The sequence below is a fragment of the Pyxidicoccus sp. MSG2 genome (assembly GCF_026626705.1).
In the GTDB taxonomy this organism is placed as follows: Bacteria; Myxococcota; Myxococcia; order Myxococcales; family Myxococcaceae; genus Myxococcus.
The window spans coordinates 2,792,709-2,818,986 of the sequence record NZ_JAPNKC010000001.1; the positions used below are offsets into that span (position 1 = coordinate 2,792,709).

Here is a 26,278-nt window from a genome sequence, read left to right on the forward strand (position 1 = left end):
GCGACCTAGCTCGCGGGCGGGGCCTCACCGCCCTCGGTCGGCTCCACGCTCCGCGGGTCGAGCACCACGTTGAGCACCGGCCGGGAATTGGTGAGCAGCGGCGCGAAGAGGGACGGCTGGCCGGGGTCGTCGAACACCGTCGCGAAGTCCTCGGGTGTCAGCGCTCGCACCAACCGGGCGGCGAACGTGTCCCGCAGCAGCCTCACGTAGTACTCGACGTCGTAGTCGCGCGCGTCCGCCGGGTTGCTGGCGGCGCTGTCGTCCTCGGGGTCCGGGAGCAGCCCCGCGCGTCCGCCAATCGCGCGGTAGATGCGCACGCGCTCGCCCACGGCCCAGTCCTTCCGCCCGCCCGAGAGCATGGCCTCGTAGGGCAACTCGCGGCGGCGCTCACGGATGGCCTGGTACTGCGACGGGCTCTTCGTCAACCGCACCCGCGAGGACACGTCGAAGGTGGGGACCTGCCGCCTGCGCAGCGCCATCACCGTGGAGACATAGGCGTCGCGCACGCCAGGGATGTCGCCCGCCAGCAGGCAGCGCAGCGCGCGGCGCAGGAAGTCCTCGCCGAAGGGCTCCGCCCGGCTGGAGCGGAAGGCCACGCCCCGCAGGACGAGCGGCCCCTCATACGGCTGCAGCGCGTAGTTCTTCGGCTCGTGGGACAGCATCGCCGCGTAGCGCCCGTCGAACTCCAGCTTCACGCGGGGCGGCAGCAGCGCGGCGACCTCGGAGACCACGCGCCGCTCGTCCAATTCGCGCCAGTCCTCCGGCACCGCGAAGTACACGCCGTCCGTGTCGGCCTCCAGCAGCGTGACGCCCCGCCGCGCCAGTTCGCGGCACAGCAGCGCCAGCACCTCGCGCCCGTGCCGCGTCACCTCGTTGGCGGCGTGCACGTCCGAGAAGCGCGTGAGCCCCACCGCGCCCATGTAGCCGTAGGCCGAGTTGACGACAATCTTCATCGCCGCGGAGAGCGCCTCGTGCGTGTAGCGCTCCGCCGAGCCGGGCGGTGCTGCCTTCGCCTTCGCCTTCGCGGCCAGCCGCTGGTCCACGAGCCGGTCCACCAGCGCCAGCAGCGCGCCGAGCCTGTCCCGCTTCGGGCCGATGCGGTACTGGCGCATCAGGGACGGGTACAGGCTGGCGACGTCCGCCTTCACCACGTGCCGCGCGACGCCGGTGGCGAACAGGTGCAGCGCCGCGCCGCTGTGCGACGTGCCGTCCCCCTCCTCGTGCGCGGGCAGCGCCGCCCCCGCGCGCAGGTAGGCCCGCACCAACAGCGGGTCCAGCACGCCGGTGGCGGGCCCCGCGTCCGCGAGGCGCTCGTAGCGGCGCGGCGCCATGCGGGCCAGCGCGAAGGCGGCGCCTCCCAGCAGGCGCGCGAGGCCCGCGGCCTCGTGCACGTCGTCACGTGCATAGCGCTTCACCCGCTCCGGGTCCTTCAGGAAGACCTCGTGGACCTTCGCTCCGGGGATGAGCTCGCGCTCGGGCCCCGCGAGGCCCAGGTGCTTCGCCACCACCTTGAGCCCGTGGCCGGGGAGGTCCCTCGCGGAGAAGTCGTGCCGGAGCACGGCGTCCAACGTGTCGATGAGCTCACGGCCCGGCACGGTGTACCGGCTGCGGCGCATGGCATCGGAGCGCCCCGCCGGCCCGCGTCCCACCACGGCCCCGCGCGAGGCCGGGCGCTGGCGCAGTCCCGGTGAGCCCGCGCGTCCCATGGAGAGCGGCACGTCCAGCACCCGCGCGCGGCGCGCGAGGAAGGGCAGGTCGAAGCCGTGCAGGTTGTGGTTCTCGATGACGTCCGGGTCGTGGACGCGGATGCGCTCCATCAACCGCTGGATGAGGTCCGCCTCGGCGGCATCGTCGCCGCCCCGCGCGTCGAGCACCTCCGTCCCGCCCGCCGGATCTCGGAGTGCCACGAGGAAGATTCGGTCCTGCTCCGCGTCCAGGCCCGTCGTCTCCAGGTCGAACTGCAGGCGGCGCAGGTCATCGAAGGCCAGGTCGCGGAAGTACGTGCGCCCGGAGGCGGTGAGGTACTGCTCCTCGGGCGGCAGCGACAGCGCCGTGTTCGCATCCAAATCACGCAGGTGCCCGAAGTGACGGCCCAGGCGCCGCGACGCCCCGTGCAGCACCGCCGCCGTCAGCGAGCGCCCGTCATTCGCGCGGACGAGGTAGCGCAGCGCGCCCGGCCCCTCCAGTTCCTCCCACGTCACGACATTCGGGCCGGGGCCCTCCTTCTCGGGACGGAGCCGGGCCCCCAGGTGCGCCAGGTCCTCCAGCGAGGACAGGAGGAGCCAGGGTCGGAAGCGCACGTCCTCGCGCACCAACTCGCCCCCGCCGGGTTGCCGCCGCCACACGAAGGCGCGACCGTCCGGCTCCGCCCATACCGAGACGATGCCCGGCGTCGGGTCCCATCCCCAGAGCCACTCATCCTCCATCGGGTTGGCCATGAGGGTGGCTACAGGGGCAGCGCCCAGCCGCGGGTGACCGTCGAGAACGCTCATGATGCAACCCGCTCCGTGCTCGCGATGCAAGGTGGGAAGGCCCCGTGCGGTGGTGGACGCGTGCCATATTGAGCGGATGGTGTGACAGTGGTATGTCAGGTTTCCTCGCCATGCAGCGGACCGAGCGTCTCTTCGCCCTCGCCGAATACCTCCGGGGTCGCCGCACCGGAGTCACCGCGGAGACCCTCGCCGAGCGCTTCGGCGTCACCATCCGGACGATTTATCGGGACCTGGATGCCCTGCGCGCCGCGGCGATGCCGCTCGCCGCCGAGCGGGGACGCGGGGGCGGCTACGCGCTGGACCGGAGCTACAGCCTGCCGCCGGTGAACTTCACCGCGCGCGAGGCGGCCCTCATCGTCGCGCTGGGGCGCTTCGCCATCGACATGCGCCTGATGCCCTTCACCGACACGCTGGAGTCCGCGCTCGACAAGGTGCGCTCCGCGTTGTCCACGTCCGCGCAGCGCGAGCTGCTCACGCGGCTGAAGGAGCTGTCGTTCCTCGGCGTGCCGTCGCTCCCCGCGAAGAAGGCCGTGCGCGAGGCGATAGAGCGCGCGTGGTTCGAGCAGCAGCCCATCCGCATCACCTACGTGGATGGCAACTACCTGGAGACGAAGCGCGACGTGCGCATCATGTCCGTCATCATGGACCGGCACGAGACGCGCATCGACGCCGTCGAGCTGGACAAGGACGAGCGCCGCCCCTTCCGACTGGACCGCATCACCCACGCCGAGGTGCTGCGCACCACGCCGTGACGGAGGGCTACCGCTTCCCAGGCGCGCGCGCCTTGCGGGCGGCGACGGGGCGCGGCCGGGGTGTCCGTACCGGTGGGCGCCCGCCGCGCTTCACCTCTTGCCGCTCCGGCTGGAGGTAGCCGACCACCAGCGCGCACAACTCGTCCGCGAAGTCCTCATCGGTGAGGTACTCGGGGCGGTCCGCCAGCGCCACGTGGGTGAGCGACTCCACGGCGTTGAAGATGATGAAGGCCGCCATGTCCAGGCTCCGTGGACGCAGCGTCCGGGCGTGTGGCTCCAGGAAGGTGCGCACCAGCCGGAGCATGCGCACGGCGTAGGGGTCCACCTGCTGGAGTTGCCGCATCCGGGGGAGCTGCTCCACCAGCACCTGGTGCAGCCGCGGGTTCGCGGCCTTCGTCGCGAGCAACTGGCGGATGAGCAACTGGAGCGCCTCCCGCAGCGTCTCGCCGGACACCCGGGCGAAGCCCTCCTCCAGGTCGGTGAGGCCCTCCTGCCGGTAGCGCTCCATCACCGCCATCACCAGCGCCTCCTTGCTGGAGAAGTACTGGTACACCGAGCCCACGCTCACGCCCGCAACGCGCGCGACGTGGTTGGTGCTCGCGGCGTCGTACCCATCCCTGACGAGAATCTGAGCAGTCGCGGTAATGATGGCGTCACACGTCGCCTGCGCACGGGACTGGCGCGGCTTCCTCCGAGAGGCGAGCGGGGTGCTGGACGTCATGGAGGGCTCCTGGCCGAACGTGAGCGGTAGGCGAGTTGAGAACGTGAGTCCGCGCTCACATTCTCTAGCACATGACCGCTCCGAATCCCCGTCTCTCCTCCGTCCTCTCCCCCGGCCACCGCGCCCTCATCACCGGTGCGTCCGGTGGCATCGGTGAGTCCTTCGCCCGCCTGCTGGCCGCGCGCGGCCTGGACCTCGTCCTGGTGGCGCGCTCGGAGGGCAAGCTCCGCGCGCTGGCCACCGAGCTGTCCGCGGCGCACGGCATCCGCGCGGAGGTGCTCGCCACGGACCTCAGCCGCCCGGATGCCCCGCGCCAGCTCCATGCCGCGTGCGAGGCGCGCGGCCTCCCCGTGGACCTGCTCATCAACAACGCGGGCTTCGGCTCCCTGGGGCCGTTCGACGCCAATCCCTTCGAGCGGGAGCACGAGCAGGTGATGCTCAACGTCACCGCGTTGATGGACCTCACCCACCTGTTCCTGCCCGCCATGCTCGCGCGCGGGACGGGTGGAATCATCAACGTGGCCTCCATCGCCGGCTACCAGCCAGTGCCGTACATGGCCGTGTACGCGGCAACCAAGGCCTTCGTCCTCTCGTTCACCGAGGCCCTGTGGGGCGAGACGCGCGAGCGCGGCGTGCGCGTGCTCGCGCTGTGCCCGGGTCCCGTGGAGACGGGCTTCTTCGACGTGGTGGGCACCCGTGATGCGGCCGTGGGCATCATGGCCACGCCCGAGGACGTCGCGGCGGCGGGCCTGCGGGGCCTGGAACAGGGCCGTGCCTCCGTCATTCCGGGCTGGCGCAACCGCATCCAGTCCTCCCTGCCCCGCATCTTCTCCAGGACGCTCACCGTCCGCGTCGCCGCGCGGATGATGAAGCCCCGTGGCCCCACGGCCCCCAAGCTGGCCCCGGGCGCGGCCCCCGCCCGCAGATAGCGTTGACGGGCCCGGCCGGCCTCATTAGGATATTGACCAATCACTAACCCATCATGGCCCGGCCCGTCACCATCCAGGACGAAGACATCCTCAAGGCCGCGCGCGAGGTGTTCCTCGAGCGCGGCATGCGCGCGACGAGCCTGGAAATCGCCGAGCGCGCGAAGGTCTCCCCGGGCATCCTCTTCAAGCGCTTCAAGACGAAGGAGGCGCTCTTCCGCGCGGCGATGGCGCCGCAGGGAGACCCCGAGCACCTGCTCCCCATCGACCTGGACGCCCGGGTGGGCAAGGGCAGCGTCGAGGACACGCTCGTGGAGTTGGGCACGCACCTGCTGGAGCAGTTCTCCAGCTTCACGCCCACGACGATGATGGCCTGGAGCAACCGCCCGGACGCCGAGGAGGGCCCGCGCACCCAGCACCCGATGGCGAGCGCCTCGGAGCGCTCCGCGCGGAGGACGCGCAAGGTGGCGGAGTACCTCGCCGCCGAGGCCCGCCTGGGGCGCCTTCGCGACGGCGACTTCGACATCGTCGCGCAGACCTTCATCGGCGCCCTGTGGCACCACAACTTCCTGCAGGTGGTCGTCGACAAGGTGCGCAAGCAGCCCGCCGCGCAGCAGGCGTATGTCCGCGGCGTGGTCCACTCCCTCTGGGTGGGCCTGGCCCCCGAGCGCCCTCCCCGGCGCTGAATCCTCGAAGGCACGGTGCACGCGTCTTCTTCACGCCTGATTAATGAATGACCAATCAATTACGAAGCCCACACGCAGCCAGGAGCGAGAGATGATCCTCATCACCGGAGCGACGGGAAACATCGGCAGTGAGCTGGTCCAGCAGTTGTCGGCACAGGGGGCGCCGCTTCGCATCGTCACGCGTGACGAGCGGAAGGTGTCCCACCTGGATGCCCGCATCGAGCGAATCATCGGCAACCTCGGCGAGCGCGCCACCGTCCAGCGCGCGGTGCAGGGCGTGGAACGCCTGTTCATGGTCACCCTGCTGACCGGCGAAGGCGACACCGCGGACCCGATGCTCATCGAGGAGGCCCGGCGGGCGGGCGTCCGACACGTGGTGAAGGTCTCCTCGCTGGGCACCTCGGGGAACAGCCGCATGGGCCGGCAGCATCGGGAGAAGGAGCGCCTCATCGAGGAGTCCGGCATGGCGTGGACGTTCCTCCGGCCGGGCTCGTTCATGTCCAACGCGCTCCAGTGGAGCGGGCCCATCCGCGCCCAGGGGAAGGTGTTCACCCCGACGGCGGAGGGCCGGGTGGCGCCCATCGACCCGAAGGACATCGCGGCGGTCGCGGCGGTGGCACTCACCTCCTCCGGCCACGAAGGGCACATCTACGAGCTGACCGGACCGGAGTTGCTGAGCGCGCATGACCAGGTGCGCATCCTGTCGGGCGTCCTCGGCCGGCCCATCCAGTGCGTGGACGTGCCCGTCACCGTCGCGGGGGAGAACGTCCGCAAGTCCGGCGCGCCCGAGTGGATGGTGGAGGGACTGATGGAGCTGTGGACCGCCATCCGGTCCGGCAACGGCGGCATCCTGAAGCATGACGTCCAGCGCGTCACCGGCCGCCCGGCTCACACCTTCGAGCAGTGGTGCCAGGAGCACCGCGCCGCGTACTCCTGAGCGGCACGCACCACCGCGTGCACTTCACTCGGGTCCGCGACTAGCGTTGCGCCCATGGCCCGACGCTGGATTGAAGTCCGCTCGTACAACCTCAAGGCGGGGACCCGGCAGTCCTTCCACGACCTCTTCGTGCGCGAGGCCCTGCCGATGCTGGAGCGCTGGAAGGTGGACGTCGTCTCCGCGGGCCCGTCCCCGCAGGACGACGTCTCGTACTTCCTCATCCGCGCCTACGAGAGCGTGGCCGACCGGGACCGCAGCCAGGACGCATTCTACGGCAGCGACGAGTGGCGCAAGGGGCCTCGCGAGGCCATCCTCGCCTTCATCGAGAGCTTCACCTCGGTGATGCTCGAGGTGGACGAGTCCACCATCCAGGACCTGCGGCGGACGGGCACGGGCCTGTCACGCTAGCGCGCCAGGGGCCTCGCGCTCAGGAGAGGCGGCGCAGGAAGCCACGCACGTGGGAGGCGATGACGTCGCCGTGGTCCTCCAGGGCGAAGTGGCCGCTGTCGAGCAGGTGCACCTCGGCGCCGGGCACGTCCTGCTTGAAGGCCAGCGCGCCCTCGGGGGCGAAGCCCGCATCATTCTTGCCCCACGCCGCGAGCAGCGGCGGCTGGTGCTGGCGCAGGTACGCCTGCCACACGGGGTAGGCCGCGACGTTGGTGCGGTAGTCGTAGAAGAGGTCGAGCTGCACGTCAGCCACGCCGGGCCGCTCCAGCAGCAACTGGTCCAGCAGCGCCGCATCCGGGTTGACGCGGCTGGAGTCCCGGATGCCCGTCGAGTGCTCCATCTTCCGGAACTCGCGCGTGAAGATGCCGCGCACGGCCGCCTCCGCCGCCGCGTCGTTCCGGTTCGCCCACAGCGCGCGGATGGGAGCCCACAGCGGCGTCAGCCCCTGCTCGTAGGCATTGCCGTTCTGCGTGACGATGCCGGTGATGCGCTCCGGGTGCCGCGCCGCGAGCCGGAAGCCCACGGGCGCGCCGTAGTCCTGGACGTACAGCGCGTACCGCTCCAGCCCGAGCCGCGTCGTCAGCGCGTCCACCACGTCGGTGATGGCCTCGAACGTGTAGGGCCACTCCCCCCGGCGCGGCGCCGAGCTGTGGCCGAAGCCCGGGTAGTCCGGAGCGACGACGTGGAACTCGTCCTTCAGCGCGTCCATCAGCTCGCGGTACATGAAGGACGAGCTGGGGAAGCCGTGCAGCAGGAGGAGCGTGGGGGCCGACGGGTCTCCGGCCTCGCGCACGAAGATGGAGAGGCCGTCGATGTCCACGGTGCGGTAGCGGAACGCCTTCGCGTCGGACTCGGGCTGAGGTGTCTTCATGCCCCTTATCTACGAGCCGGCCCCCTTCCCCGCTAGACCGACGGGAGGCATGACACCGTGGACATCCATGTCATAAATGCGTCCCACCCATGGAGACGCTCACGACGATGGCCACGTTCGTCCGCGTGGCGGAGACGCGGAACTTCACCCGGGCGGCGCGTCAGCTGCGGACGACGGCGTCGGCGGTGAGCAAGAGCGTGGCGCGGCTGGAGCAGCGGCTCGGCGTGAAGCTCCTCGACAGGACGACGCGCCGCGTGTCGCTCACCCAGGAAGGGACGCTCTACTACCAGCGCTGCGTGCGCATCCTCGGCGAGGTGAGCGACGCGGAGGCCGAGGTCTCCCAGAGCCTCACGAAGCCCCGGGGCCGGCTGCGCGTGACGGTGCCGCCCATCATCGGCCTGCGCGTGCTGGTTCCCCAGCTTCGCCACTTCCGCGAGCGGTATCCCGATGTGCAGCTGGAGCTGGAGCTGGAGGACACCATCGTGGACCTCGCCGCCGGCTCCTACGACGTCGCCCTCCGCATGGGCGAGCCCGCCGACTCCCGCCTCAAGGCCCGGCGGCTCGCGCCCATCCGCTACGTGCTGTGCGCGTCACCCGAGTACCTCCGCAGGCGCGGGGTGCCGCGCGCTCCCGCGCAGCTCGCGGAGCATGACTGCATCCACTTCCGCTTCCCTTCCACCGGGCGCCTCGAGCCGTGGGCACTCTCGGTGGAAGGCGAGGACGCGCCGGTGCACGTGCCCCGGACGCTGGTCTTCAACCACCCGGAGGCGGTGCAGCTGGTGGCGATGGAGGGGATGGGTGTCGCCCAGCTTCCGGAGCTCGTCGCGGCACCGGCGCTCGCGTCGGGCCAGCTCGTGGCCGTCCTGCGCGAGCACCTGATGGAGCGAGGGGCGTACTGGCTCCTGTGGCCACCGGGGCGCGAGCGACTCCCGAAGCTGCGGGCCTTCATCGACTTCGTCGGCCCGCTGTTCCGCTGAGCACTACACGCCCCGTGGCCTCTACCGAGACCGGGTCTCAGTACTCCAGCGGCGGCTGCGGGCCGGGGACGATGTCCGCGATGTCGGGGTCGATATCGCCGGGCTGACGGGTGGGGCGCTCGGACTTCTCCTTCTTCCGCTCGGAGCGCTTGACGTCCTTCTCCTGCTGGTGCTGCTTGCGCGCCTGCTCCTTCTGGCGCTTCGTGGATCTTCCTTGCATTGAGCCTCCTTCACTGAAAACAAAAGCCCGGCCCCATCGTGAGGAAGCCGGGCCGACGGGTGCTGGAGCCTAGCTCTCAGCCAACGATGCGGACGTTCTCGGCCTGAAGGCCCTTGGGGCCCTTCTTCGCCTCGAACTCCACCTTCTGGCCCTCGGCCAGGGTCCGGAACCCATCCGATTGGATCGCGCTGTGGTGGCAGAACACGTCAGGGCCGCCGTTGTCCTGGGCGATGAAGCCAAAGCCCTTCGAGTCGTTGAACCACTTCACGGTGCCAGTCGCCATGTGCTTCTTCTTTCTGCATGCGGCCAGAAGGCCGCCCCAGGTCCCGACGTGGGGTGGGCCAGCCTCTAGCCTGTCAGGGGACCAAAGTCGATTGTGGAAGGTCCCGAATATCCACAGGTTGTCAGCCGTGGAGTGAAACGGGCGGAAGAACCGAAGAATTCCGGCCCCTTGCCCCCCAGGGAAGCGCCCCGCGGCAGTCTCAAGCTAATGCGCCAGGGCCCGTTTCGCCCGTTTCCAGCACGCGGGAGTCGCGGATTATCCGCGAGCCGACACGGAGCGCCGACGGAGTGCGGGGCGGTGCACAAGGCATTCACCTGCCCGCTGTCTTCCGTGTATCCCGACCCCCGCACGGAGGGCCGCATGGCCTCCGTCCCTCCTGGAGGAGACATGCACCACAGCCGGCTGTGCGCATTCGTGTTGGATTGCAAGGTGGACGACCTGGACGCCGCCACGGAGTTCTGGAGCCGCGCCTTCGGCCGGCCCGCCAACCCGCCCGACGCCGACAGCCCCAACTACCGGGAGCTGAAGACGGGGGATGGGGAGCCGATGCTGCTGCTGCAGAAGGTGGGGCACCCCAGCCGCGTCCACCTGGACATTGAAACGGATGACATCGAAGCCGAGGTGAAGCGACTGGAGGCGCTGGGCGCGAAGCGGGTGGAGTTCATCAAGCGCTGGTGGGTGATGGAAGCGCCCTCCGGTCAGCGCTTCTGCGTCGTCCGGCCCCAGCGGGGGCCGCTCGAAGGACGGGCGAACGTGTGGGGCGACGAGGGCCCCTGAAGCACCCGTCGGGCCTCCAGCGCCTCCACCAGGCCCCGCTTGCCCCCGAAGTGGTAGCGCAGCGCGCCCGGGCCTACAAAAGCGCGCCTGGCGACGGCCCCGAGCGTCAGCGCCTCGGGGCCCTGCTCCCGCACGAGCCCCGCCGCGGCCCGCAGCAACCTGTCGCGCGTCCCCTCCTCGTTCTTCATGCGCACCGGCGCGACGATGAGGTCGAACCACGGCAGCCCGAACATGCTTTTCTCCCCCTGCGCTCGAGCCGGGCCCCCACGAGGAGACCCGGCGCATTCTTCCCGGCGGGCCCGTCCCGCCAGACCCCTGGACACCCGATGCAGGCGGGTGCTCCCTGACTCAGCCCTACGACGGAGACGCTGCGCGCTTTCTACCGTTAATCCCAGTGATGGTTGGTGATGTAGGACATCACCGAGGTGAATCAGGAGTGACTTCGAGGCAAAGACTCCGGAAGCGGCCGCCCGTCATGGCGGCCACGTCGCTGGTGCTGGACGGGTCCACGGGCGCGCCCCTGCAGGAGCAGCTCGCGGAGGCGCTGCGCGTGGCCATCCTCGCGGAGCGGCTGGCCCCGGGCACGCGGCTGCTGTCCACGCGCGCGCTGGCGGAGCAGCTCGACGTGTCCCGCAACACGGTGCTCAACGCGTACTCGCGGCTGCTCTCGGAGGGCTACCTGGTGGGCCAGACGGGCTCGGGGACGTTCGTGGCCCGCGAGCCGCCGGAGCGGCTGCTCTCCGTGCGCCGCGCCTCCACCCCGGTGCCGGAGAAGCGCCGCGTGGATGCGCCCGCGCTGTCGAAGCGGGGCACCGCGGTGGCCACGATGCCGCCGCTGGAAAACCCCGCGGCCGGCATGGCCCCGGGACGCATGGCCTTCCGCATGGGCCTTCCCTCGCTGGACGGCTTCCCGAGCGAGCTGTGGGGCCGGCTGCTCCACACCCGCTGGCAGCGCTCGTGGCGGGACTTGATGTCGCACGTGCCCGCCGCGGGCCACCCGCCGCTGCGCCGCGCCGTCGCGGACTACCTCGCCACCTCGCGCGGCGTGCGCTGCGCGCCGGAGCAGGTGCTCATCGTCAACGGCACCCAGCAGGCGCTGACCCTGGCGGCGCAGGTGCTGCTGGACCCCGGCGACGCGGTATGGGTGGAGGACCCGGGCTACGTCCCCGCGCATGGCACACTCACCGCCGCGGGCGCCACGCGCATCCCCGTGCCCGTGGACGCGGAGGGGCTGGACGTGGAGGCGGGGCGCAGGCTGCGTCCGGACGCGCGGCTCGCCGTCGTCACGCCCGCGCACCAGTTTCCCCTCGGCGTGGTGATGAGCGAGCGGCGTCGCAGGGCGCTGCTGGACTGGGCGGCGCGCTCGGATGCGTGGGTGCTGGAGGACGACTACGACAGCGAGTTCCGCTACGAGGGGCGCCCGCTGCTCGCGCTCCAGGGGCTCGCTCCGGACGCCCGCGTCCTCTACACCGGCAGCTTCAGCAAGGTGCTGTCGCCCGCGCTGCGGCTGGGCTACCTCGTGGTGCCCGAGTCCCTGGTGGACGCCTTCTGCGCCGCCCGCCGGTACATGGACCGGCACTCGCCCATCCTCGACCAGGCGGTGCTCGCGGACTTCATCACCCAGGGCCACTTCAGCCGCCACGTGCGGCGCATGCGCGTGCTCTACGCCGCCCGGCAGCAGGTGCTCGTCGAGGCAGCCCGGCGCGAGCTGCGGGGGCTGCTGGACGTGGAGCCCCTGCACACGGGAATGCACCTGGTCGGCTGGCTCCCCGAGGGCGTGGACGACCGCGAGGCGTCGGAGCGCGCCGCCCGGGCGGGGCTGGTGGCGAACCCGCTCTCCGCCTTCCGGCTGCACGGGCAGGGGCGCGGGGCACTGCTGCTCGGCTACGCCTGCGTGCCGGAGAAGGAGCTCGTCGAAGGGGTGTCCCGGCTGGCGCGGGCCCTACGTTGATGGGGCGGGAAGTGGCCCCATGAGCCGGCTCGAAAGTGGCTCTCGTATGGCTTGGGGCCTCCCGTTACATCAGGCCCACGAACGCCGGGACAGCAAGCCGCCCGGCCACACGGAAGGATGGGCCATGGAAGCACAGCGACTGAATCCCGCGAAGGTTGCCCCGGGTGTGTACCAGGCGATGATGGGTCTGGAGCGCTATCTGCACGAGTGCGGGCTGGAGGCGAACCTCCTGCACCTCATCAAGCTGCGCGCGTCGCAGGTCAACGGCTGCGCGTACTGCATCGACATGCACTGGAAGGATTTGCGCGCCGCCGGGGAGTCGGAGCAGCGGCTCTACGGGCTGGATGCGTGGGAGGAGAGCCCGTACTACTCGGAGCGCGAGCGCGCGGCGCTGGCGTGGGCGGAGGCCGTCACCGTCGTGACGGAAGGGCACGTGCCACAGAGCGTGTACGAGGCCGTGAAGCCGCACTTCTCCGAGAAGGAGCTGGCGGACCTCACCTTCGCCGTGGCCGCCATCAACGCGTGGAACCGCCTGGCCATCGCCTCGCGGACGACGCCGGGCACCTACAAGGCCCCGGCGTCCCCGCAGAAGGGCGGCTGAGCTTCAAGTTCCGGGCGGCGTGCGGGGCAGCTCGGTGCCGAAGAGGACCTGGAGCAGGTCCATCAGTCCCGGCCACGCCTCGGCGCCGAGCCACAGCCCTTCCGCGCAGTGCTCGGCCGACACTTCCAGCGAGGTGTTGTCGAAGAGCTTCGCTGGCAGCGGCCCCTCCGAGGGCAGCTTGCCCTCGATCTGGAGCACCTTGCCGTCCCAACGGATGCCCGGCGGGAGCAGCCGCTCCGCCAGCGCGCGCAGCGCCGCCTGTCCGGCGCCCACGCGCAGCACGCCCATCACCAGGGACGAGGCCGTGCGTGACTCCTCCAGCTCCACCACGCCCGGCGTGAGCAGCCACAGCCGGTAGCGGCCGTTGGACAACTCCACGCGCTCCAGCGTCGTCTGCACGCGCAGCTTCCAGCCCTGCACCGACAGGCGCACGTCGTAGACATCGGGCTTCGCGGTCCACTCGCGCAGCTCCAGGTGCTTCACCTTGCGCAGGAGCTGGCGGACCACCATCTCCACGCGGGGGTGGGACAGGCGCAGCCGCTTGCGCCCCAGGTCCACCGCCACGTCCTCACCGAGCGCGCCCGGCAGCCGCTTCGCCCACTCGCGCGCGCCCTCCATCAGCTTCGCCGCCAGTGACTGACCCGACATCCGCGTCCTCCGTGGTGGCGTCACGCGCCACGGACCCGCCTGGGTCCGGCGCGACGCGCGGGCCGCAGCATGCACCGGATTCATCCCGTGCGCTTCGCCTGCCCGCCCGCCCGCCCGCCCGCCTGGAAGCGGAGGCACCGTCGGCTGGTGCTATCATCCCCTCGCCTCTTTCCCGGCTTCACCCCCCAGGGAACTTCCATGGCCCCATCCAACTCCGTGCTCGACCTTCCTCCCGAGCCGTCCCTCGCCCTCCCCCGCTCCTTCTGGAAGACGTTCGTCAAGGAGTACTGGAACCGTCAGCCCACCGTCCTCCGGGGACTGTTTCCCGCGCACTTCCCCACGCCCCAGGACGCCTTCGAGGCGGTGCTCGCGTGCGGTGAGCGCTACCGCAAGGGCGATTTCAAGCAGCAGATTCGCATCTACATCGAGCACGAGCCGGAGCCCGGTCAGGTCCCTGACTACTCCTCCATCTTCTCGCTGTCGCGCTACCTGCCCGTCCCCGAGGACCGGACGCTCGACGGGTACACGGCGCGCATGACGCACCAGCTGAAGGGCCGGCGCTTCGGCGTCCTGCTCAACAACCTCCAGACGTACCACTGGAACCACTGGCTCCAGGTGAAGAGCTTCCTGGGGGGCTTCTTCCAGGCCGTCGGCGTGCCGATGTCGGGCGTGGACTCGACGCTCTTCATGGGCAACTACCTGTACACGCCCTTCGGCGTGCACAAGGACGACCTGCACATCTTCAACTTCGTCATCCAGGGGCAGAAGGTGATGAGCCTCTGGCCCTTCGAGAAGCTCGCGCATCGCGAGGAGCTGCCGAAGGACGGCCCCAACCTGATCGACCACAACGCGCTCATCCACCTGCGCGACAAGGCGGACGAGGAGCAGCTGCTCTCGCAGGCGGAGTTCCTGGAGGCCTCGCCGGGCGACATCCTCTTCTGGCCGGCCTCGTACTGGCACCGCGCGGAGCCGGGCAAGGGCATGGTCGTGTCCGCGTCGGTGGGCTTCAACTTCCGCCCGCCCGAGTTCGTCGAGATGGCCCCGGAGCACGAGTGGCCCGACCGGCTGCGCCACACGGAGATGCCGGGCGCGCCGAAGTGGAAGGTGCCCAACGCGCTGAAGAGCTCCATCGGCAAGCGCGGCAAGCGGGAGAATGTGATGGCCGCGGACCGCGAGAGCACCGCCGCCTGGGTGCGCTTCCTCACCAACGGCGCCATGGAAGGGGTGCCGCCGGAGGACCGCTCCGCGAAGCCCGTCACCGGCCAGGACTGGGTGCGGGCCCATCCCTCGCGGCCCATCGTCACCATGCCGCTCACGGGAGGCCAGGTGCTGGTGGCCGCCAATGGCCGCTCGTCCATGCTGGCCGCCAATGCCACGGTGAGCCGCCGCATGGAGAAGCTCGTGGCCACCCTCAACGCGGGCACGCCGGTGCGCGTGAAGGAGCTGGAGGAGGCGTTCTTCACGAAGCTGGAGGGGCGCACCTTCAAGCGCGGCGCCCTCCAGGGGCTGCTGAACGACCTGGTGCGCTGGCGGGCCGTGCAGCACTGCGAGCCCGGCCAGGAGGCCTGACGCGGGCGCCCGTCCCGGCCCTCACCCCGGTGGGGTCAGGGCCAGGACGAGGCTCGGCGTGCCGACGCCGTCGGCGGTGGGGAAGAACGTCAAATCGCTCCCCACGCCCCGGAGCGCGCGGAACGTCTCCATCACGGGAAGCTCCAGCTCCACCGGGGCGATGCGGCGCACGCGGCGTCCGCCCCGCACCTCCCAGCCCCCGGCGATGAGGAGCACCACGCCGGGGCGGGACATCGTCGTGAAGGTCTCCACGCGGGCCACCAGCTCCGTGCAGTCCGCGGGCAGCGCGTCGGCGCGCGGGACGACGAAGAGGTTGAGGGGCGAGGGCGCGGGAGGCGCGGTGCCTTCGCGGAAGCCCCGGCCGTGGGGCTCGGCGCCGAGCCGTGCCGCCGTCTCCGCCGAGTGGAGGAAGCCCGCCAGCCGCCCCTCGGAGATGAGCTTCAGCGCGCGCGTGGGTTGGCCCTCGTCGTCGAGCGTCCTCAGGCAGGTGCCCAGCGGCTGGCGCGGGTCGTCCTCCACGGACAGCAGTGACGGGAAGGGCTTCTTCCCCGCGGCACGAGCCAGGGCGGGCGTCGAGGCCGCCACGTCTCCGCGCAGCAGCCAGGCGAGGCCCGCCACCAGCGGCGCCGCCACGGCGGGGTGCAGGACCCACGGCAGGCCCGGTGACGGCGGCCCGGCGGGCCCTTCCAGCGCGGCCACGGCCTCTTCCAGGCGCGCTCGGAGCGGCGCGAAGTCCACCTCGCCGCCCGGCGGCGCGGCCACGGCGTCCACCACGGCGCCGCGTGCGGTCTCGCAGCGCACGAAGGCCTCCTCCGCGCACCCTGCTTCACCCCGGCACCCGCCGTCCGCGCGCAGCACCGCGCGCCAGGTGGCCGTCTGGGTGAGCACCGCCGCCTGCACCACCACGCCGGGAGGAAGTCCCGTGCGGAGGAGGCGCTCCGACAGCGCCTCCAGCCGGGACGAGGTGTCCTCCGGCAGCGCGGGAGGGACGTCAGGGCCCGGCTCCAGCGCGGGGGGCACGGGTCCTCGCGCGCCGGAGGCCGCGCTCCGGACGGCGGCGGCCAGCACGTCCCGCACGTCCTCGCGCCCGCCCACTGGCGCCGCGGCAGCGCCGAAGGAGTCTCCCAGCCAGACGCGGGCGCACGCCGTCCGGGACTCGCCCCGGGTGGTGACGGCCGTGCCGGCGTGGACGTCGAGCTCCCGGCTCACCCGCCGCGTCGCCGAGAGATGCAACTCCAGGCTGTCCACGCCGAGCGCGCGGGCGGTGTCCGCGAGCGCGTCACGTCCCGCCTCGGCCAGCGCCGCCAGCGAAGCGCCCTGCTCCGTCTCCGCACCGTCCCGTCCACCGCCAGGGGTTCGCATCCGTCGCGTCAGGCTCCCGCCCGCATCATGCCGCATCCTTGCGCTCCCGCGCGTGCTTCGCACCGTGTGCCCATGACACCGGGCCGCTCGCGGCACCCGCCTCCTCGCCCGCCGCCGCGCCCCGCCGGACGGGCTGGGCACCCGGTGTGCGCCGGTGCCATGATTCGCACCAGGGCGCCGCCCCTGGAGAAGCCAACGCGTGGACTGGTTCGTCGAGCGGCACGAGGTCAGCGAGGTGGTGCACCAGCGCTCGGGGCTGCGCGTCCGGGCGCCCACGCTCGAGCGCGGCTGCTCCGTCCACCGCGAGCACCCCGGCGGCAGCCAGCACACGTGGACGGAAGTGGCGGGCGCGGGCCTGCCTCCCGGTGCCCTGCCCGCTTCGCTCGCGGAGGAAGCGCGCGCGCTGCTCGCCCCCGAGCCGGGACTCTCTGGCGGCGGTGAGGCCTTCGCGGAGCTCATCCACGGACTGGTGGACGCGGCGCGCGCCGAGGGCGCGGCCCACCTCGACGTCCTGCTGCGCCACGTGCGGCGCGACACCCTCTTCTCCGACGAAGCGCGGCGTGTGCGAGCGCAGCGAGAGGCCGTGATTGTCGAGGTGAAGGTGCTCCACACCACCGACGGCGGCCCGGTGGAGCAGTGGCGCTGCGCCGCGTACCCGGACGTCCCCCGGCTCCTGGAGGCGGCCTCCACGCTGCGGACGCGGGTGGGCCGCCTGGCGCGCGAGTGGGGGGAGCAGACGCCCCCGGTGCCGTGCCCCACGGGCCCGCTGCCCATCGTCTTCCCGCCCGGCGCGGCCTCCGCCTGCTTCTTCCACGAGGTCTGCGGCCATCCCCTGGAGGGAGACGTCGTCGCCCGCGGCGGCTCGTACCTGGCGCGCCGGCTCGGGGAGCGCGTGGCGCCCGAGCACGTCTCCGTGTCGGACGACCCCACCGACGGCCACGAGGCGCTGGCCTACGCGACGGACGACGAGGGCCAGCCGGCGTGCGCGGTGCCGCTGCTGCGCGCGGGCGTCGTCGGCGTGCCCCTGCTCGACACGCGGAGCGCGCGGGCCCTGGGCCTTTCGCCCAACGGCCACGGCCGCCGGGTGAGCTTCCGCCACCCGCCCCTGCCCCGCATGGCGCACACCCGCGTGGAGCCCCACCAGGGGGAGCTCGCCTCGCTGCTGCATGACGTGCGGCACGGGCTGCTCGTGCGGCACCTCACGCCCCGCCACATGAACCTGCTGTCGGGGGACTTCAGCTTCTACGTGGTGGAGGCCCAGGAGGTGCGCGACGGCGTGCCGGGCCGGCGGGTGTCACCCGCCATCCTCAGCGGCAATGGCCTGGAGGCCCTGGCCGCCATCGACGCGGTGGGCGCCGACGTCACCAACCTCTTCGCGACCCGCGGCTGCCGGAAGATGAACCACGGCCCGCTGCCCGTGTCCTTCGGGCAGCCCTCCGTGCGCTTCCGCCAGCTCCACGTCCGGCCCTGGCGCTGAGGCCCGCGAGGAAGCGGCCCTTCCGCGCCCCACGGCGTCACTGGCCGATGCAGCGCCAGCTCAGGTCGTCCGGCGGCACCGGATCCGCGTCCGGGTCCACCGGCTCGTCCTCCGCGCGCAGCGCGAAGTGGCGCAGGAAGGAGATGCCCGGCACGCCCGGCACGGTGATGGCCGGCACGCGCCAGGGGCGGGGACCGAACGGGCCCGGCTCCTCCTCCGGCCCCGTCACCACGGTGTCCTTGAAGGTCAGCGTCACCGGGGCCGAGCCGCCGCCAGGAGGCAGCACCACGGCGAAGTACCCCAGGCTGCTGGTGGGCTCCGGCGCGGCCAGGTAGCCCATGGGCGACTGCCCCTCGGGGACGACGCCCGGCGGCGCCCAGTCGATGCCGTAGACGGTGCCGCGCGAGGCCTCGGCGGTGATGCCGCCGCTGGGGATGTTGAAGAGGTCCAGCGCGAAGCTGGGGGCGTACACCCAGACGAGCACCACGCCGCCCGTCTTCGCCGGGTCCGCCAGGTCCGCCGCGGTGGTGGGCGTCCCCTGCGCGGAGAGCAGCTGCGCGAGCGCGCCCAGCGCGCCCGTCTCACCCACCAGCGCGGCCACCTGCCCCTGGCACATCGCCGGCGAGGCGATGATGGGGCGCAGCGCGGTGGTGGGGAAGTACTGGCCCTCGGGGACGGTCTCGAACGGAGGCGACGGGTAGATGTCCACGCCGCCGGTGAGCACCGGGCCCTGCGCGGGTGGCTCGGCGCGCGCCAGGTAGTGGAGGGTGTCGCTGGAGGGCACGCCCTGCACCTGCCAGAAGCCGGTGGGCGTGGAGGGCGCCTGACTGGAGCCCGCCCGCGCGCCGTCGGCCACGAGGCTCACGCTGGAGCCCACGGCCACCGACAGCGTGAGGAAGGGGATGCCCTCGAAGAGCGCGGGCGGCGGCGCGTTCTCACCCTCCGGGTCCTCCGGGTCGGGCGGGAACATGGCCAGCGAGAAGAAGAACGCTTCCGGGTCATGGACAATGCCGGAGACGGTGGTCTGCCGCTCGGGGAGCGGGGAGAAGGGGACCTCGTCCGCCAGCGGCGCGGACGGGACGACGTCCTCTCCGGAGCAACCGGAGAGGGCGAGCAGGACGCTGGTGAAGACAGCGGTGGAAGTCCTCATGGGCGGTCTCTCTCGGAAGCTCAGTTCTTCGGCAGGACGTGCTCTGCCGGCGGCGCGGCGACGTGGCACGCGTTGGCGCAATTGCCGTAGGCGTTGGGGGTGACCTGCAGCGGCGCGAACTGCAGGTCGAAGTAGTCGGTGCCGTGCGAGGTGAGGTGGCAGCTGTTGCAGGCGATGAGGCTGGGGCGCAGGGTGCTCTCGCGCGACAGATGGCACAGCGTGCAGTCACCCTTGTTCTGCGCGTACTTGCGCGAGTTGATGTGCAGGCTGTGAATCATTTCGGAGATGTGGCCGACGGACGCGTCGAAGTGGCACGTCTTGCACAGCTCCACGTGGTCCACGCTCACGCCGTGGTGCAGGTTGCTCAGCGAGTTCACCCCGTTGTGGCACAACTGGCAGTTGCCCACGCGGCCCGGGTAGGTGGTGGGCTCGGCCTGGCCCACCTGGAAGAAGAAGGGGTCCATCCGGTTGAGGCGCTCGCCCATGAAGGAGCGGTGGCCCTTGAGGACGACGGCATAGGTGCCGGCCCTGGCGCTCTCCGGCAGCTTCACGGCGTAGCGGGTGGGCGGCTCGGTGGCGTTGCCGCCGGGAATGACGTTGGTGCCGGGCGCGACGTAGTACTTGGGCTCGCTGAGCTCCGGGAAGGCGAAGTACGGCAGCGAGTACGTGCCGTTGACCACCCGCAGGTCCTGCAGCGGGCCCACCACCTTGAAGCCGGACTCGGAGCTGCTGGTGTCGCGGAAGTTCAGCAGCATGCCCTCGTTGAAATAGCCCAGGCCGTTGGACTCGTCGCCGAGGTACTCATCGAAGCTGGGCATCAGGTCGCGCGAGTGCAGGCCGTGGCCGTCACCGTCCTGGAGGGACACCTGGAAGTCCAGCGTGTCGCCCGGCTGGAAGAACTGGCCGTTGGCGGGCGTGTTCATCCGCACCGCCTGCTCCAGGCCGAAGCCGCAGGGCACGCGCTCGGAGGTGGCCAGCCCGTCCGCGTCCAGGCGGTAGCAGGTGGCGGGGCGCTCCGCCTCGGGGACGAAGTTGACGGGGAAGTAGAAGGGCGCGTCCTTCATCAGGCTCCAGGTGACGCGGATGGCGCCCTCGCCGGTGAGCTGCGGCATGGTGAAGGACTTGAACGGGTTGGTGGAGTTGGCGAGGGAGACCTTCACGCCCGTGTGGAAGACGGGGTCGCCGAACTTCGCCACGCGGTGCAGCTCCGGGTCCCCGGGGAAGTTGGGACGGCCGACGCCGTTCACCGCCCAGCTCACGCGGGTGCGGCCGGTGACGCTGGTCTCCGCGAGGAAGTCCGTGCGCTTGTACGTCTGCTCCGCGCGCACGTTGCCGTCCGCGTCGAGCACCTCCAGCAGGAAGGTGTCGTCGACGGACGTCATCCACGCGGCGTTCTCGAAGTAGGTCTCGCGCCGGTAGGCGTCGTCGCTCATGAGCCGCCACTCGTCGCGGCCAACGGCCAGGCCGGACCAGTCCAGGCTCTTGAAGAGCGACTGCTTGCGCATCCACGTCGCCGGGGCCTGGCGGTTGGTGTAGTTCGTGTGGACGTTGATGGCGGCGTCCATCACCGTCAGCTCGCGCAGGAAGTAGAGCGCGCCGGGCGTCACGTTGAACTTCGCCGTGGGGGGCGCGGGCGGACCGGGCGGGAAGCCGGAGTTGATGTTCTGGCAAGCAGCCGGGTAGCCGGGCAGCGGCCGCGCGCCGGAGGCCACGGGCTCGCCGCTGGGGAGCACCGCGCAGCCCTGGAACGACAGCAGGGACAGCGAGATGGCGCCGGAAGCGGAGCTCGAGTAGGGGTCGAACGCCCTCGCGCCACGGCCACGCGTCCCTTCCGCGTCGGAGGTGTTGAGGACGTCACAGCCCGCGCCAAGCACGAGCGCGAGCGTGAGGACACAGCTCAGGGGAGACGGTTTCATGGGAAGGGGGCCACCAGGGGGAGCGGCTTCGCGGCGCGGCGGCAGTCTACCGGGATCATTGGGGGGAGGCCAGCGCACGTCAGTCACCCGCCTTGGCGGCGACCGGCGCGGACGCGGTCTTCAGGTAGCGGTAGAGGGCGCGGAGATCATCCTCCCTCATCCCGGAGAAGTCCCTCCACGGCATGACGAGCCGGTTGAGCTGGCCGTCGCGGACAGGCGCGTCCGCCACCTCGCGGAAGGCGGTGAAGCGGGCCACGAAGGCGTCCTCGTCCGGAGGGAGGCGACCCTTCGGAGGCAGCAGCAGGCTCGGGGCCTGCTCGGCGCCGTGAGGCGTGGGCGTGGCACGGCCGCCTGCGAAGGGCCCCGGGCCGCCGGGGCCCGGGGGACCGGAGTGGCAGAAGGCGCACTGCGCCACGGTGGCCAGGTAGCGGCCGCGCTCGACGGGCGTGGGGCCGGGCTCCGCCACCGCCGTGGTGAGCGGCGCGGCCAGACCCTTCAACTCCTCGGACACCTCCGCGGGCACCTGCGTGCGCGGGGTGGCGCGTGGCGAGGCAGGCACCTGCCGCAGCCACGCCACCACCGCGCGTGCGTCCGCGTCGGACAGGGCGCGCAGCTCCAGGTACGGCATCATGGGGAACAGGTCGCGGCCGTCGCGGCCGAAGCCCTCGCGCAGCGCGCGCAGCAGCTCCACGTCCGTCCACCGGCCCACGCCGTGCTCGGGGTCCGAGGTGATGTTGGGGGCGCAGACGCGGCCCGGCAGCTCCCAGCCGTCGCCGAAGCAGGCGCCCGCCAGGGGCGTGCCCGTCATCGGGCCGCCGAACCGACCGAAGTCCCGCTCCGTGTGGCAGGAGACACAGCCCAGCACGTGCTCCGCCAGGTAGCGCCCGCGCTCCACCTGTGCGGCGTTCGCGGCCGGAGCCTTCGCCTCCACGGCCGGAGCCTTCGCCTCCACGGCCGGAGCCTTCGCCTCCGCGGGCGGTGCTTCCGCGCGCTCGCGGCACGCGGCCAGCGCCAGCAACAGGGCCGCGGCCCCCGTCCACCTCATGGCATTCCTCCAGCGCCGTCCGGCGCGGGCCCGTCCACGTGCTGGCCCAGTCGCAGGGCGAGCACGCCACGGCGGTATTCGATGGGGAGCCGGTCCGCGGGGGTGTGAACCTCGCCCGCGAAGTCCGTGGGATGGGCCCGGGGCCGCACGCCCTCCAGCACGCGGCGGTCCTGCTCGAGGATGGCCAGCTCGCTCTTCACGAACATGTCCGGGAAGTGGCGCAGCCTCGGGTGGTACGTCGCGAAGTAGAAGCACCGCATCTTCTCTTCCGACACCGGCGAGGCGATGGCGTAGACGGTGTGCGCATAGAAGAGCGTGGGCTTGAAGGCCAGGCGCGCGGCGAAGGGCAGCGTCACGTCATACGTGAGCGTGGTCCGGTCCACCTTCGGCGGGGCGCCGTCGAGGCCGGGGGCCAGCGCCGGATAGATGATCCGCGCATGCACCCCGTCCTCCCGGCGCTCCACCTCATAGGGAGGCACTTCCTGCTCGTCCGGGTTGCCGAAGGTGCCCCGGTGCACCCAGGACAGGTGGGCCACGTCGAGGACGATTTCGATCATCCGCCCCGCGGAGGCGTCCCAGTCCAGCCGGGGCAGGTGGACCACCGCGAGGGCGCCGTCCTCCAGCTCCGGCCAGTGCGGCAGCGGCGCCGCGGGCTCCGGTGCCAGGCACACCCAGATGAGGCCGTAGCGCTCCGTGGCCCGGAACGCCGCCAGCCGGGCCGAGGGCGGAATGGGGCCTCCGGGCCGCGAGGGAAGACGCACGCACGCGCCCTCCGGCCCCCAGGTCCACCCGTGGAAGGCGCAGCGCAGGCCCTCGGCGGTGGGCTCGCCGGCACACAGGTCCGCGCCACGGTGCGCGCAGTGGCGCTGCGTGGCCGCGACACCGGAGCCGGTGCGCCACACCACCAGGTCCGTCTCCAGCAACCGGGCCGCGAGGGGCCGGTCCTTCAGCTCGCTCGCGTACGCGACGGGGTGCCAGTACGAAGAGAAGGCTTCGCGGTAGGAGCGCACGTCGGAACGGGGCCGGGCTCAGGCCAGCGCGAGCGGGGCGATCTTGCTTTCGATTTCCTCGAGGAGGAAGTCGATCTCCTCGATTTCATCCAGCTTCTCGGGCGCCGCCGCCGAGGCCTCCACCGGCACGGGCTCGGCCGCTCGCTGGCTCGACACGCTGGGAGCTGCCTGCACGGGGGTGGTTCCGTCCGACGCCATCGCGACCTCCTCGAAAGATGAGAATATGATGCTCCCGGAAGGCGGGGATGCTGTCAATGCTGGTAGAGTCCGCTCCTGATGAACGTGCCCCCCCTCCCCTTCGAGGCCCAGCCCGTCCCCCGCGTCCACCGTCCCCGCCCGGAGGCGCTGCTGGCCCGGGCCCTGGACGCCCCCGTGGTGGTGGAGGGGTGCCTGGAGGACTGGCCGCTCCTGAGGGAGCTGCGGGCGGCGGCCACACCCGAGGCAAAGGTGGCCGCGCTGGGGGCCCGCTTCGGCGCGCGCCCCGTCACCTTCCACCAGATGCACCCGCGGTCCGGCGGGCACTATCACTTCCGGGAAGACCTGCAGGACGTGACGTTCGGCGCCCCCCGCGAGGGCGTGCCCTTCGACGCCTTCGGGCACGAGCTGCTGCGCAGCCTGCGGGGCGAGTCGGGCGACTACGTCTACATGCAGGCGCACCTCATCGAGCGGGGGACGCCCCTGTTCGACGGGCTGGGACCCGGCGTGCTGCCCTTCCTCACGGAGGAGCAGCTCCGCCCGCTGATGTGGGCGGGCTCCAACGGGCAGGTGGTCAACCTCCACTACGACGACTTCCTCAACTTCATCTGCATGGTGGAGGGCACCAAGCGCGTGACGATGTTCGCGCCCGAGCTGATGGCGAGCCTGTACCACGCGCCGTTCGACCGGATGCTGGAGGAGGCCCAGGCGAGCCACGTGCGCATGCTGTCCCCGGACCTGGAGCGCTTCCCCCGCTTCCGGGAGGCGCAGCGCGAGGCGCGGGTGGCCGTCATCGGCCCTGGCGACGTGCTCGTCATCCCTCCCATGTGGTGGCACCACGTGGAGTCCTTCGGCCTCAACATCATGGTGAACAACTGGGTGCTCGCGGCTTCCTTCGAGCAGCTCGGCGAGGTGCAGCGCAACCTGACGGAGGCCATCCGGCTGTTCTTCCCGCGCACGCACGCCGAGCGCGCCCGGGCACTGGCGCAGTACCGGCGCACCGTCTTCGTCGACGCGCCGGAGGCCTTCGCGCCGGAGCCGGACGAGCCTGCCGCCGACGCTCGCCACCGCGCCCGGACTCGCGCGCTGGTGGCGGGCCTGCCGGCCTTCCTGCGGCGGCAGGTGGCGCTGTACTACGAGCACTTCACGTTCCAGGCGTCGGGCGACCCCATCCCTACGCCGCCGGGCGCGTTCGCCGCCATGGTGGAGCGCAACGCCGGGGCCCCCACCTTCTTCGCCCGCGAGCCGATGGAGTAACTTGCGACGCTCGGTCGACATCATGATGCCTCTTCCCTCCCCCGCCCGACTCGCTCTGGTGCTGTGGCTTGCCTGGAGCAGCGTGGCCGCCGGCGCTGGCTGGAATGACCTGCAGCCGGGTGTCACGTCCGCGCGCATCCTCTACCGGGAGCTCGGCAGGCCCGACCTGGAGGCGCAAGAAGACCAGGACCACGTCGTCACCTACCTCGGTGCGTCCGCGCCTCCCGGCACGCGCGGCGTGCGCGCCGTGCTCACCTCGCGCACGGGCAGGCTGCTGCGCCTGGAGGTGTTCCCACGGCCCGCGCCCACCCGCGAGGCGCTGGAGGCGGAGCTCGGGCCCTCGTGCGCCGCGCAGAGGGGCCGCAAGCCCTGCTACGGGGTGCAGGCCACCGCCGGCAACCAGCTCGCCTTCCACTACGCCTCGCTCGGCGTCACGGTGTTCTTCGCGCAGGGCCAGGTGCAGGCGATGACGTACCTGCCCCCGAACCTTTCGGCGCCGCGCGTCCTGGAGGCACCGGTGCTGCCGGAGCCCGGGGCGGAGGCCGCGGCGGCGCCCGAGGTGGCGGCGCCCCCCGCGCCAGCGCCAGCGACAGCGCCCGCGTCCACGAGCACGGGCGAGCCGGACGTGGCGACGGCATCCGTGGACGAGCTGATGCGGCCCGCGGAGATTTCCACTCCCGGCGAGGACAGCGCCCCGGCGGCGTCCCCCGTGGCGCCACCGCCGGCATCGGCCGCTCCAGTCCCTCCGGCGTCCCCGGAGGCAGCCACCCCGCCGGACGCGGAGGCGCTGGGCAACGCCGTCGTGGAGGACGTGCCGCGCGAGCCCGTCGCCGCGAAGGTGCAGGACCTGCTCACGCTGGGCGGCATGTACTACCAGCGGGGCGAGCTCAGCGGCGCGCGCGGCGGAGGGCAGACGCAGCTCAAGCCCCTCTTCCCGGCGCTGGTGGACGTGTACCTGGACGTGAAGCCGTCGGAGAGCCTGCGTGGCTTCGTCACGGGGCGGCTCCTCTATGACCCACTGGACTCCACGCTGTCCGAGCCACACGTCCTGCTGGACCAGCTCTGGTTCCGCTTCGTGCTCGCCGACACCGTCTTCGTGACGGCGGGGCGGCAGCAGATCAAGTGGGGCAGCTCACGCGTGTGGAACACCACGGACTTCCTGCGCCAGCCCAACCTGCTGCCGCTCGACGCGTTCGACCTGCGCACGGGCGTGGACATGCTCAAGGTCAACATCCCCTGGGAGTCGCTGGCGGCCAACCTGTGGCTCATCGCCACGGCGGACCTGGAGGGCGGCACGCCGGACCGCGCGCGCTATGGCGGGGCCGTGCGAGCGGAGGTGGCCCTGGGCGCCACCGAGATCGCCGCCACCGCCGCCTTCGACGAGGGCCGGCGCCCGCGCTACGGCCTGGACTGGTCCGGCGGCGTGGGCCCGCTGGACCTCAACGCCGAGGTGGCGCTGCTGCGCGACGACGCGGTGCGCCGCTGGGAGCGCACGGCGGACGGCTTCCAGGAGCAGACGCAGCGCGGCACCTGGGTGCAGGCCAGCGGCGGGGTGATGACGCAGGTGCGGATTGCGGACATCTACCGGATGGTCCTGCGCGCGGAGGGCTTCTTCAACCAGCACGGCTACGAGGACCGGGCCTTCCTCACGTGGCTGCGCTCCACGGGGGACTTCCAGCCGCTCTACTTCGGGCGCTTCTACGGCATGGGACAGGTGTCGCTCGCGCGCCGCAGCGTCTTCGCGCCCGTGCTGACCCTCACCACGCTGGCGAACGTCAGTGATGCGTCCCTCTTCTCCCGCCTGGACTTCGGCTTCACGCCGAGGCGGGACGTCTCCGTGCAGCTCTTCGTCGAGACGCCCCTGGGGCCGCGCGGTGGCGAGTTCCGCTTCGAGCCCGACACCGGCGTCGCGGACGTGCCCGCGACGGCGCTCGGCCTGTTCCGTGCCGGCTTCAACATCCGCATGCGGATGTAGCCGTTCGATGTAGCCCTTCGAGGAAACACCCCG

26 protein-coding genes are annotated in these 26,278 nt (G+C 71.9%); 13 read left to right on the top strand and 13 right to left on the bottom strand.

All coding sequences use genetic code 11. The features are described from left to right. Nucleotides 1–5: 5 nt before the first annotated feature. On the bottom strand, nt 6–2,426 hold the full coding sequence (locus OV427_RS10210; RefSeq protein WP_267863405.1) for a DNA polymerase domain-containing protein: 2,421 nt from the start codon (nt 2,424–2,426) through the stop codon (nt 6–8). A gap of 176 nt (nt 2,427–2,602) precedes the next feature. On the opposite strand from OV427_RS10210, the gene OV427_RS10215 reads away from it, so the two are divergent. Then, nucleotides 2,603–3,244, top strand: a complete 642-nt coding sequence (locus tag OV427_RS10215) for a helix-turn-helix transcriptional regulator (protein ID WP_267863406.1) — start codon at nt 2,603–2,605, stop codon at nt 3,242–3,244. 7 nt (nt 3,245–3,251) lie between these two features. Here OV427_RS10215 and OV427_RS10220 read toward each other — a convergent pair whose 3' ends face one another. Continuing rightward, nucleotides 3,252–3,965 carry a TetR/AcrR family transcriptional regulator gene (locus tag OV427_RS10220; protein WP_267855903.1) on the bottom strand — a complete coding sequence of 238 codons (714 nt, stop codon included), beginning with the start codon at nt 3,963–3,965 and terminating at the stop codon, nt 3,252–3,254. A 71-nt stretch (nt 3,966–4,036) separates the two neighbouring features. On the opposite strand from OV427_RS10220, the gene OV427_RS10225 reads away from it, so the two are divergent. From OV427_RS10225 to OV427_RS10240, 4 genes are all read left to right on the top strand, one after another. Further along, nucleotides 4,037–4,894: an SDR family NAD(P)-dependent oxidoreductase gene (locus OV427_RS10225; RefSeq protein ID WP_267855904.1), complete on the top strand. Its 858-nt coding sequence runs from the start codon at nt 4,037–4,039 to the stop codon at nt 4,892–4,894. Nucleotides 4,895–4,947: 53 nt separating this feature from the next. Then, nucleotides 4,948–5,577 carry a TetR/AcrR family transcriptional regulator gene (locus tag OV427_RS10230; protein ID WP_267855905.1) on the top strand — a complete coding sequence of 210 codons (630 nt, stop codon included), beginning with the start codon at nt 4,948–4,950 and terminating at the stop codon, nt 5,575–5,577. A gap of 91 nt (nt 5,578–5,668) precedes the next feature. Next, the gene (locus OV427_RS10235) at nt 5,669–6,514 is read left to right on the top strand and encodes an SDR family oxidoreductase (RefSeq protein WP_267855906.1); all 846 of its coding nucleotides are present in this window, start codon (nt 5,669–5,671) and stop codon (nt 6,512–6,514) included. A 54-nt stretch (nt 6,515–6,568) separates the two neighbouring features. After that, nucleotides 6,569–6,922 carry a hypothetical protein gene (locus OV427_RS10240; protein ID WP_267855907.1) on the top strand — a complete coding sequence of 118 codons (354 nt, stop codon included), beginning with the start codon at nt 6,569–6,571 and terminating at the stop codon, nt 6,920–6,922. 19 nt (nt 6,923–6,941) lie between these two features. Here OV427_RS10240 and OV427_RS10245 read toward each other — a convergent pair whose 3' ends face one another. Next, nucleotides 6,942–7,832 carry an alpha/beta fold hydrolase gene (locus tag OV427_RS10245; RefSeq protein ID WP_267855908.1) on the bottom strand — a complete coding sequence of 297 codons (891 nt, stop codon included), beginning with the start codon at nt 7,830–7,832 and terminating at the stop codon, nt 6,942–6,944. A gap of 107 nt (nt 7,833–7,939) precedes the next feature. Here OV427_RS10245 and OV427_RS10250 point away from each other — a divergent pair, with 107 nt between their 5' ends. After that, nucleotides 7,940–8,809 (top strand): LysR family transcriptional regulator, encoded by an 870-nt coding sequence (locus OV427_RS10250; protein WP_267855909.1) that lies wholly within the window; start codon nt 7,940–7,942, stop codon nt 8,807–8,809. A 37-nt stretch (nt 8,810–8,846) separates the two neighbouring features. Here OV427_RS10250 and OV427_RS10255 read toward each other — a convergent pair whose 3' ends face one another. Both OV427_RS10255 and OV427_RS10260 read right to left on the bottom strand, forming a co-directional pair. Then, nucleotides 8,847–9,029: a hypothetical protein gene (locus OV427_RS10255; RefSeq protein ID WP_163995946.1), complete on the bottom strand. Its 183-nt coding sequence runs from the start codon at nt 9,027–9,029 to the stop codon at nt 8,847–8,849. Nucleotides 9,030–9,105: 76 nt separating this feature from the next. Next, a complete protein-coding gene (locus OV427_RS10260) occupies nt 9,106–9,312 on the bottom strand; it encodes a cold-shock protein (protein WP_163995947.1) in 207 nt (68 codons plus the stop codon). A gap of 360 nt (nt 9,313–9,672) precedes the next feature. On the opposite strand from OV427_RS10260, the gene OV427_RS10265 reads away from it, so the two are divergent. Then, nucleotides 9,673–10,089: a VOC family protein gene (locus OV427_RS10265; RefSeq protein WP_324289949.1), complete on the top strand. Its 417-nt coding sequence runs from the start codon at nt 9,673–9,675 to the stop codon at nt 10,087–10,089. Here OV427_RS10265 and OV427_RS10270 read toward each other — a convergent pair. Further along, a complete protein-coding gene (locus OV427_RS10270) occupies nt 10,011–10,322 on the bottom strand; it encodes a TetR/AcrR family transcriptional regulator (protein WP_267855910.1) in 312 nt (103 codons plus the stop codon). The two genes, OV427_RS10265 and OV427_RS10270, sit on opposite strands and share 79 nt — an antisense overlap. 242 nt (nt 10,323–10,564) lie before the next feature. Here OV427_RS10270 and OV427_RS10275 point away from each other — a divergent pair, with 242 nt between their 5' ends. Together OV427_RS10275 and OV427_RS10280 are read left to right on the top strand one after the other, a co-directional pair. Next, nucleotides 10,565–12,040, top strand: a complete 1,476-nt coding sequence (locus OV427_RS10275; RefSeq protein WP_267855911.1) for a PLP-dependent aminotransferase family protein — start codon at nt 10,565–10,567, stop codon at nt 12,038–12,040. Nucleotides 12,041–12,164: 124 nt separating this feature from the next. Then, nucleotides 12,165–12,641: a carboxymuconolactone decarboxylase family protein gene (locus OV427_RS10280; RefSeq protein WP_267855912.1), complete on the top strand. Its 477-nt coding sequence runs from the start codon at nt 12,165–12,167 to the stop codon at nt 12,639–12,641. A 3-nt stretch (nt 12,642–12,644) separates the two neighbouring features. Here OV427_RS10280 and OV427_RS10285 read toward each other — a convergent pair whose 3' ends face one another. After that, the gene (locus OV427_RS10285) at nt 12,645–13,289 is read right to left on the bottom strand and encodes a hypothetical protein (protein WP_267855913.1); all 645 of its coding nucleotides are present in this window, start codon (nt 13,287–13,289) and stop codon (nt 12,645–12,647) included. A 198-nt stretch (nt 13,290–13,487) separates the two neighbouring features. On the opposite strand from OV427_RS10285, the gene OV427_RS10290 reads away from it, so the two are divergent. Continuing rightward, on the top strand, nt 13,488–14,858 hold the full coding sequence (locus OV427_RS10290; RefSeq protein WP_267855914.1) for a cupin-like domain-containing protein: 1,371 nt from the start codon (nt 13,488–13,490) through the stop codon (nt 14,856–14,858). A 21-nt stretch (nt 14,859–14,879) separates the two neighbouring features. Here the strand turns inward: OV427_RS10290 and OV427_RS10295 are convergent, their stop codons facing one another. Continuing rightward, the gene (locus OV427_RS10295; RefSeq protein WP_267855915.1) at nt 14,880–16,220 is read right to left on the bottom strand and encodes a metallopeptidase TldD-related protein; all 1,341 of its coding nucleotides are present in this window, start codon (nt 16,218–16,220) and stop codon (nt 14,880–14,882) included. 199 nt (nt 16,221–16,419) lie between these two features. Here OV427_RS10295 and OV427_RS10300 point away from each other — a divergent pair, with 199 nt between their 5' ends. Further along, the gene (locus OV427_RS10300) at nt 16,420–17,697 is read left to right on the top strand and encodes a TldD/PmbA family protein (protein WP_267855916.1); all 1,278 of its coding nucleotides are present in this window, start codon (nt 16,420–16,422) and stop codon (nt 17,695–17,697) included. A gap of 37 nt (nt 17,698–17,734) precedes the next feature. Here OV427_RS10300 and OV427_RS10305 read toward each other — a convergent pair whose 3' ends face one another. From OV427_RS10305 to OV427_RS10325, 5 genes are all read right to left on the bottom strand, one after another. Then, nucleotides 17,735–18,847, bottom strand: coding sequence for a hypothetical protein (locus tag OV427_RS10305; RefSeq protein ID WP_267855917.1), 1,113 nt, complete (start codon nt 18,845–18,847; stop codon nt 17,735–17,737). A 20-nt stretch (nt 18,848–18,867) separates the two neighbouring features. After that, entirely contained in the window at nt 18,868–20,763 is a 1,896-nt protein-coding gene (locus OV427_RS10310; protein ID WP_267855918.1) for a hypothetical protein, read from the bottom strand. A 79-nt stretch (nt 20,764–20,842) separates the two neighbouring features. Continuing rightward, nucleotides 20,843–21,808, bottom strand: a complete 966-nt coding sequence (locus OV427_RS10315; RefSeq protein WP_267855919.1) for a c-type cytochrome — start codon at nt 21,806–21,808, stop codon at nt 20,843–20,845. After that, the gene (locus OV427_RS10320; RefSeq protein ID WP_267855920.1) at nt 21,805–22,818 is read right to left on the bottom strand and encodes an aromatic ring-hydroxylating oxygenase subunit alpha; all 1,014 of its coding nucleotides are present in this window, start codon (nt 22,816–22,818) and stop codon (nt 21,805–21,807) included. The genes OV427_RS10315 and OV427_RS10320 overlap by 4 nt, the downstream gene beginning before the upstream one ends. Before the next feature lie 18 nt (nt 22,819–22,836). Beyond that, a complete protein-coding gene (locus tag OV427_RS10325; RefSeq protein WP_267855921.1) occupies nt 22,837–23,016 on the bottom strand; it encodes a Xan family putative trans-acting RiPP leader peptide in 180 nt (59 codons plus the stop codon). Between the two features lie 78 nt (nt 23,017–23,094). Between OV427_RS10325 and OV427_RS10330 the strand changes: the two genes are divergently transcribed. After that, on the top strand, nt 23,095–24,270 hold the full coding sequence (locus OV427_RS10330) for a cupin-like domain-containing protein (protein ID WP_267855922.1): 1,176 nt from the start codon (nt 23,095–23,097) through the stop codon (nt 24,268–24,270). A gap of 1 nt (nt 24,271) precedes the next feature. Further along, the gene (locus OV427_RS10335; protein WP_267855923.1) at nt 24,272–26,245 is read left to right on the top strand and encodes a hypothetical protein; all 1,974 of its coding nucleotides are present in this window, start codon (nt 24,272–24,274) and stop codon (nt 26,243–26,245) included. Nucleotides 26,246–26,278: the final 33 nt, after the last annotated feature.

What these genes read in the sequence shown, in the direction of transcription:
- OV427_RS10285 (WP_267855913.1), bottom strand. Translation starts at nt 13,289, where the DNA reads ATGTCGGGTCAGTCACTGGCGGCGAAGCTGATGGAGGGCGCGCGCGAG.
- OV427_RS10260 (WP_163995947.1), bottom strand. Translation starts at nt 9,312, where the DNA reads ATGGCGACTGGCACCGTGAAGTGGTTCAACGACTCGAAGGGCTTTGGC.
- OV427_RS10210 (WP_267863405.1), bottom strand. Translation starts at nt 2,426, where the DNA reads ATGGAGGATGAGTGGCTCTGGGGATGGGACCCGACGCCGGGCATCGTC.
- OV427_RS10330 (WP_267855922.1), top strand. Translation starts at nt 23,095, where the DNA reads ATGAACGTGCCCCCCCTCCCCTTCGAGGCCCAGCCCGTCCCCCGCGTC.
- OV427_RS10240 (WP_267855907.1), top strand. Translation starts at nt 6,569, where the DNA reads ATGGCCCGACGCTGGATTGAAGTCCGCTCGTACAACCTCAAGGCGGGG.
- OV427_RS10265 (WP_324289949.1), top strand. Translation starts at nt 9,673, where the DNA reads ATGGCCTCCGTCCCTCCTGGAGGAGACATGCACCACAGCCGGCTGTGC.
- OV427_RS10230 (WP_267855905.1), top strand. Translation starts at nt 4,948, where the DNA reads ATGGCCCGGCCCGTCACCATCCAGGACGAAGACATCCTCAAGGCCGCG.
- OV427_RS10255 (WP_163995946.1), bottom strand. Translation starts at nt 9,029, where the DNA reads ATGCAAGGAAGATCCACGAAGCGCCAGAAGGAGCAGGCGCGCAAGCAG.
- OV427_RS10225 (WP_267855904.1), top strand. Translation starts at nt 4,037, where the DNA reads ATGACCGCTCCGAATCCCCGTCTCTCCTCCGTCCTCTCCCCCGGCCAC.
- OV427_RS10295 (WP_267855915.1), bottom strand. Translation starts at nt 16,220, where the DNA reads ATGCGAACCCCTGGCGGTGGACGGGACGGTGCGGAGACGGAGCAGGGC.
- OV427_RS10305 (WP_267855917.1), bottom strand. Translation starts at nt 18,847, where the DNA reads ATGAGGACTTCCACCGCTGTCTTCACCAGCGTCCTGCTCGCCCTCTCC.
- OV427_RS10220 (WP_267855903.1), bottom strand. Translation starts at nt 3,965, where the DNA reads ATGACGTCCAGCACCCCGCTCGCCTCTCGGAGGAAGCCGCGCCAGTCC.
- OV427_RS10275 (WP_267855911.1), top strand. Translation starts at nt 10,565, where the DNA reads ATGGCGGCCACGTCGCTGGTGCTGGACGGGTCCACGGGCGCGCCCCTG.
- OV427_RS10235 (WP_267855906.1), top strand. Translation starts at nt 5,669, where the DNA reads ATGATCCTCATCACCGGAGCGACGGGAAACATCGGCAGTGAGCTGGTC.
- OV427_RS10250 (WP_267855909.1), top strand. Translation starts at nt 7,940, where the DNA reads ATGGCCACGTTCGTCCGCGTGGCGGAGACGCGGAACTTCACCCGGGCG.
- OV427_RS10325 (WP_267855921.1), bottom strand. Translation starts at nt 23,016, where the DNA reads ATGGCGTCGGACGGAACCACCCCCGTGCAGGCAGCTCCCAGCGTGTCG.
- OV427_RS10310 (WP_267855918.1), bottom strand. Translation starts at nt 20,763, where the DNA reads ATGAAACCGTCTCCCCTGAGCTGTGTCCTCACGCTCGCGCTCGTGCTT.
- OV427_RS10245 (WP_267855908.1), bottom strand. Translation starts at nt 7,832, where the DNA reads ATGAAGACACCTCAGCCCGAGTCCGACGCGAAGGCGTTCCGCTACCGC.
- OV427_RS10315 (WP_267855919.1), bottom strand. Translation starts at nt 21,808, where the DNA reads ATGAGGTGGACGGGGGCCGCGGCCCTGTTGCTGGCGCTGGCCGCGTGC.
- OV427_RS10270 (WP_267855910.1), bottom strand. Translation starts at nt 10,322, where the DNA reads ATGTTCGGGCTGCCGTGGTTCGACCTCATCGTCGCGCCGGTGCGCATG.
- OV427_RS10280 (WP_267855912.1), top strand. Translation starts at nt 12,165, where the DNA reads ATGGAAGCACAGCGACTGAATCCCGCGAAGGTTGCCCCGGGTGTGTAC.
- OV427_RS10215 (WP_267863406.1), top strand. Translation starts at nt 2,603, where the DNA reads ATGCAGCGGACCGAGCGTCTCTTCGCCCTCGCCGAATACCTCCGGGGT.
- OV427_RS10290 (WP_267855914.1), top strand. Translation starts at nt 13,488, where the DNA reads ATGGCCCCATCCAACTCCGTGCTCGACCTTCCTCCCGAGCCGTCCCTC.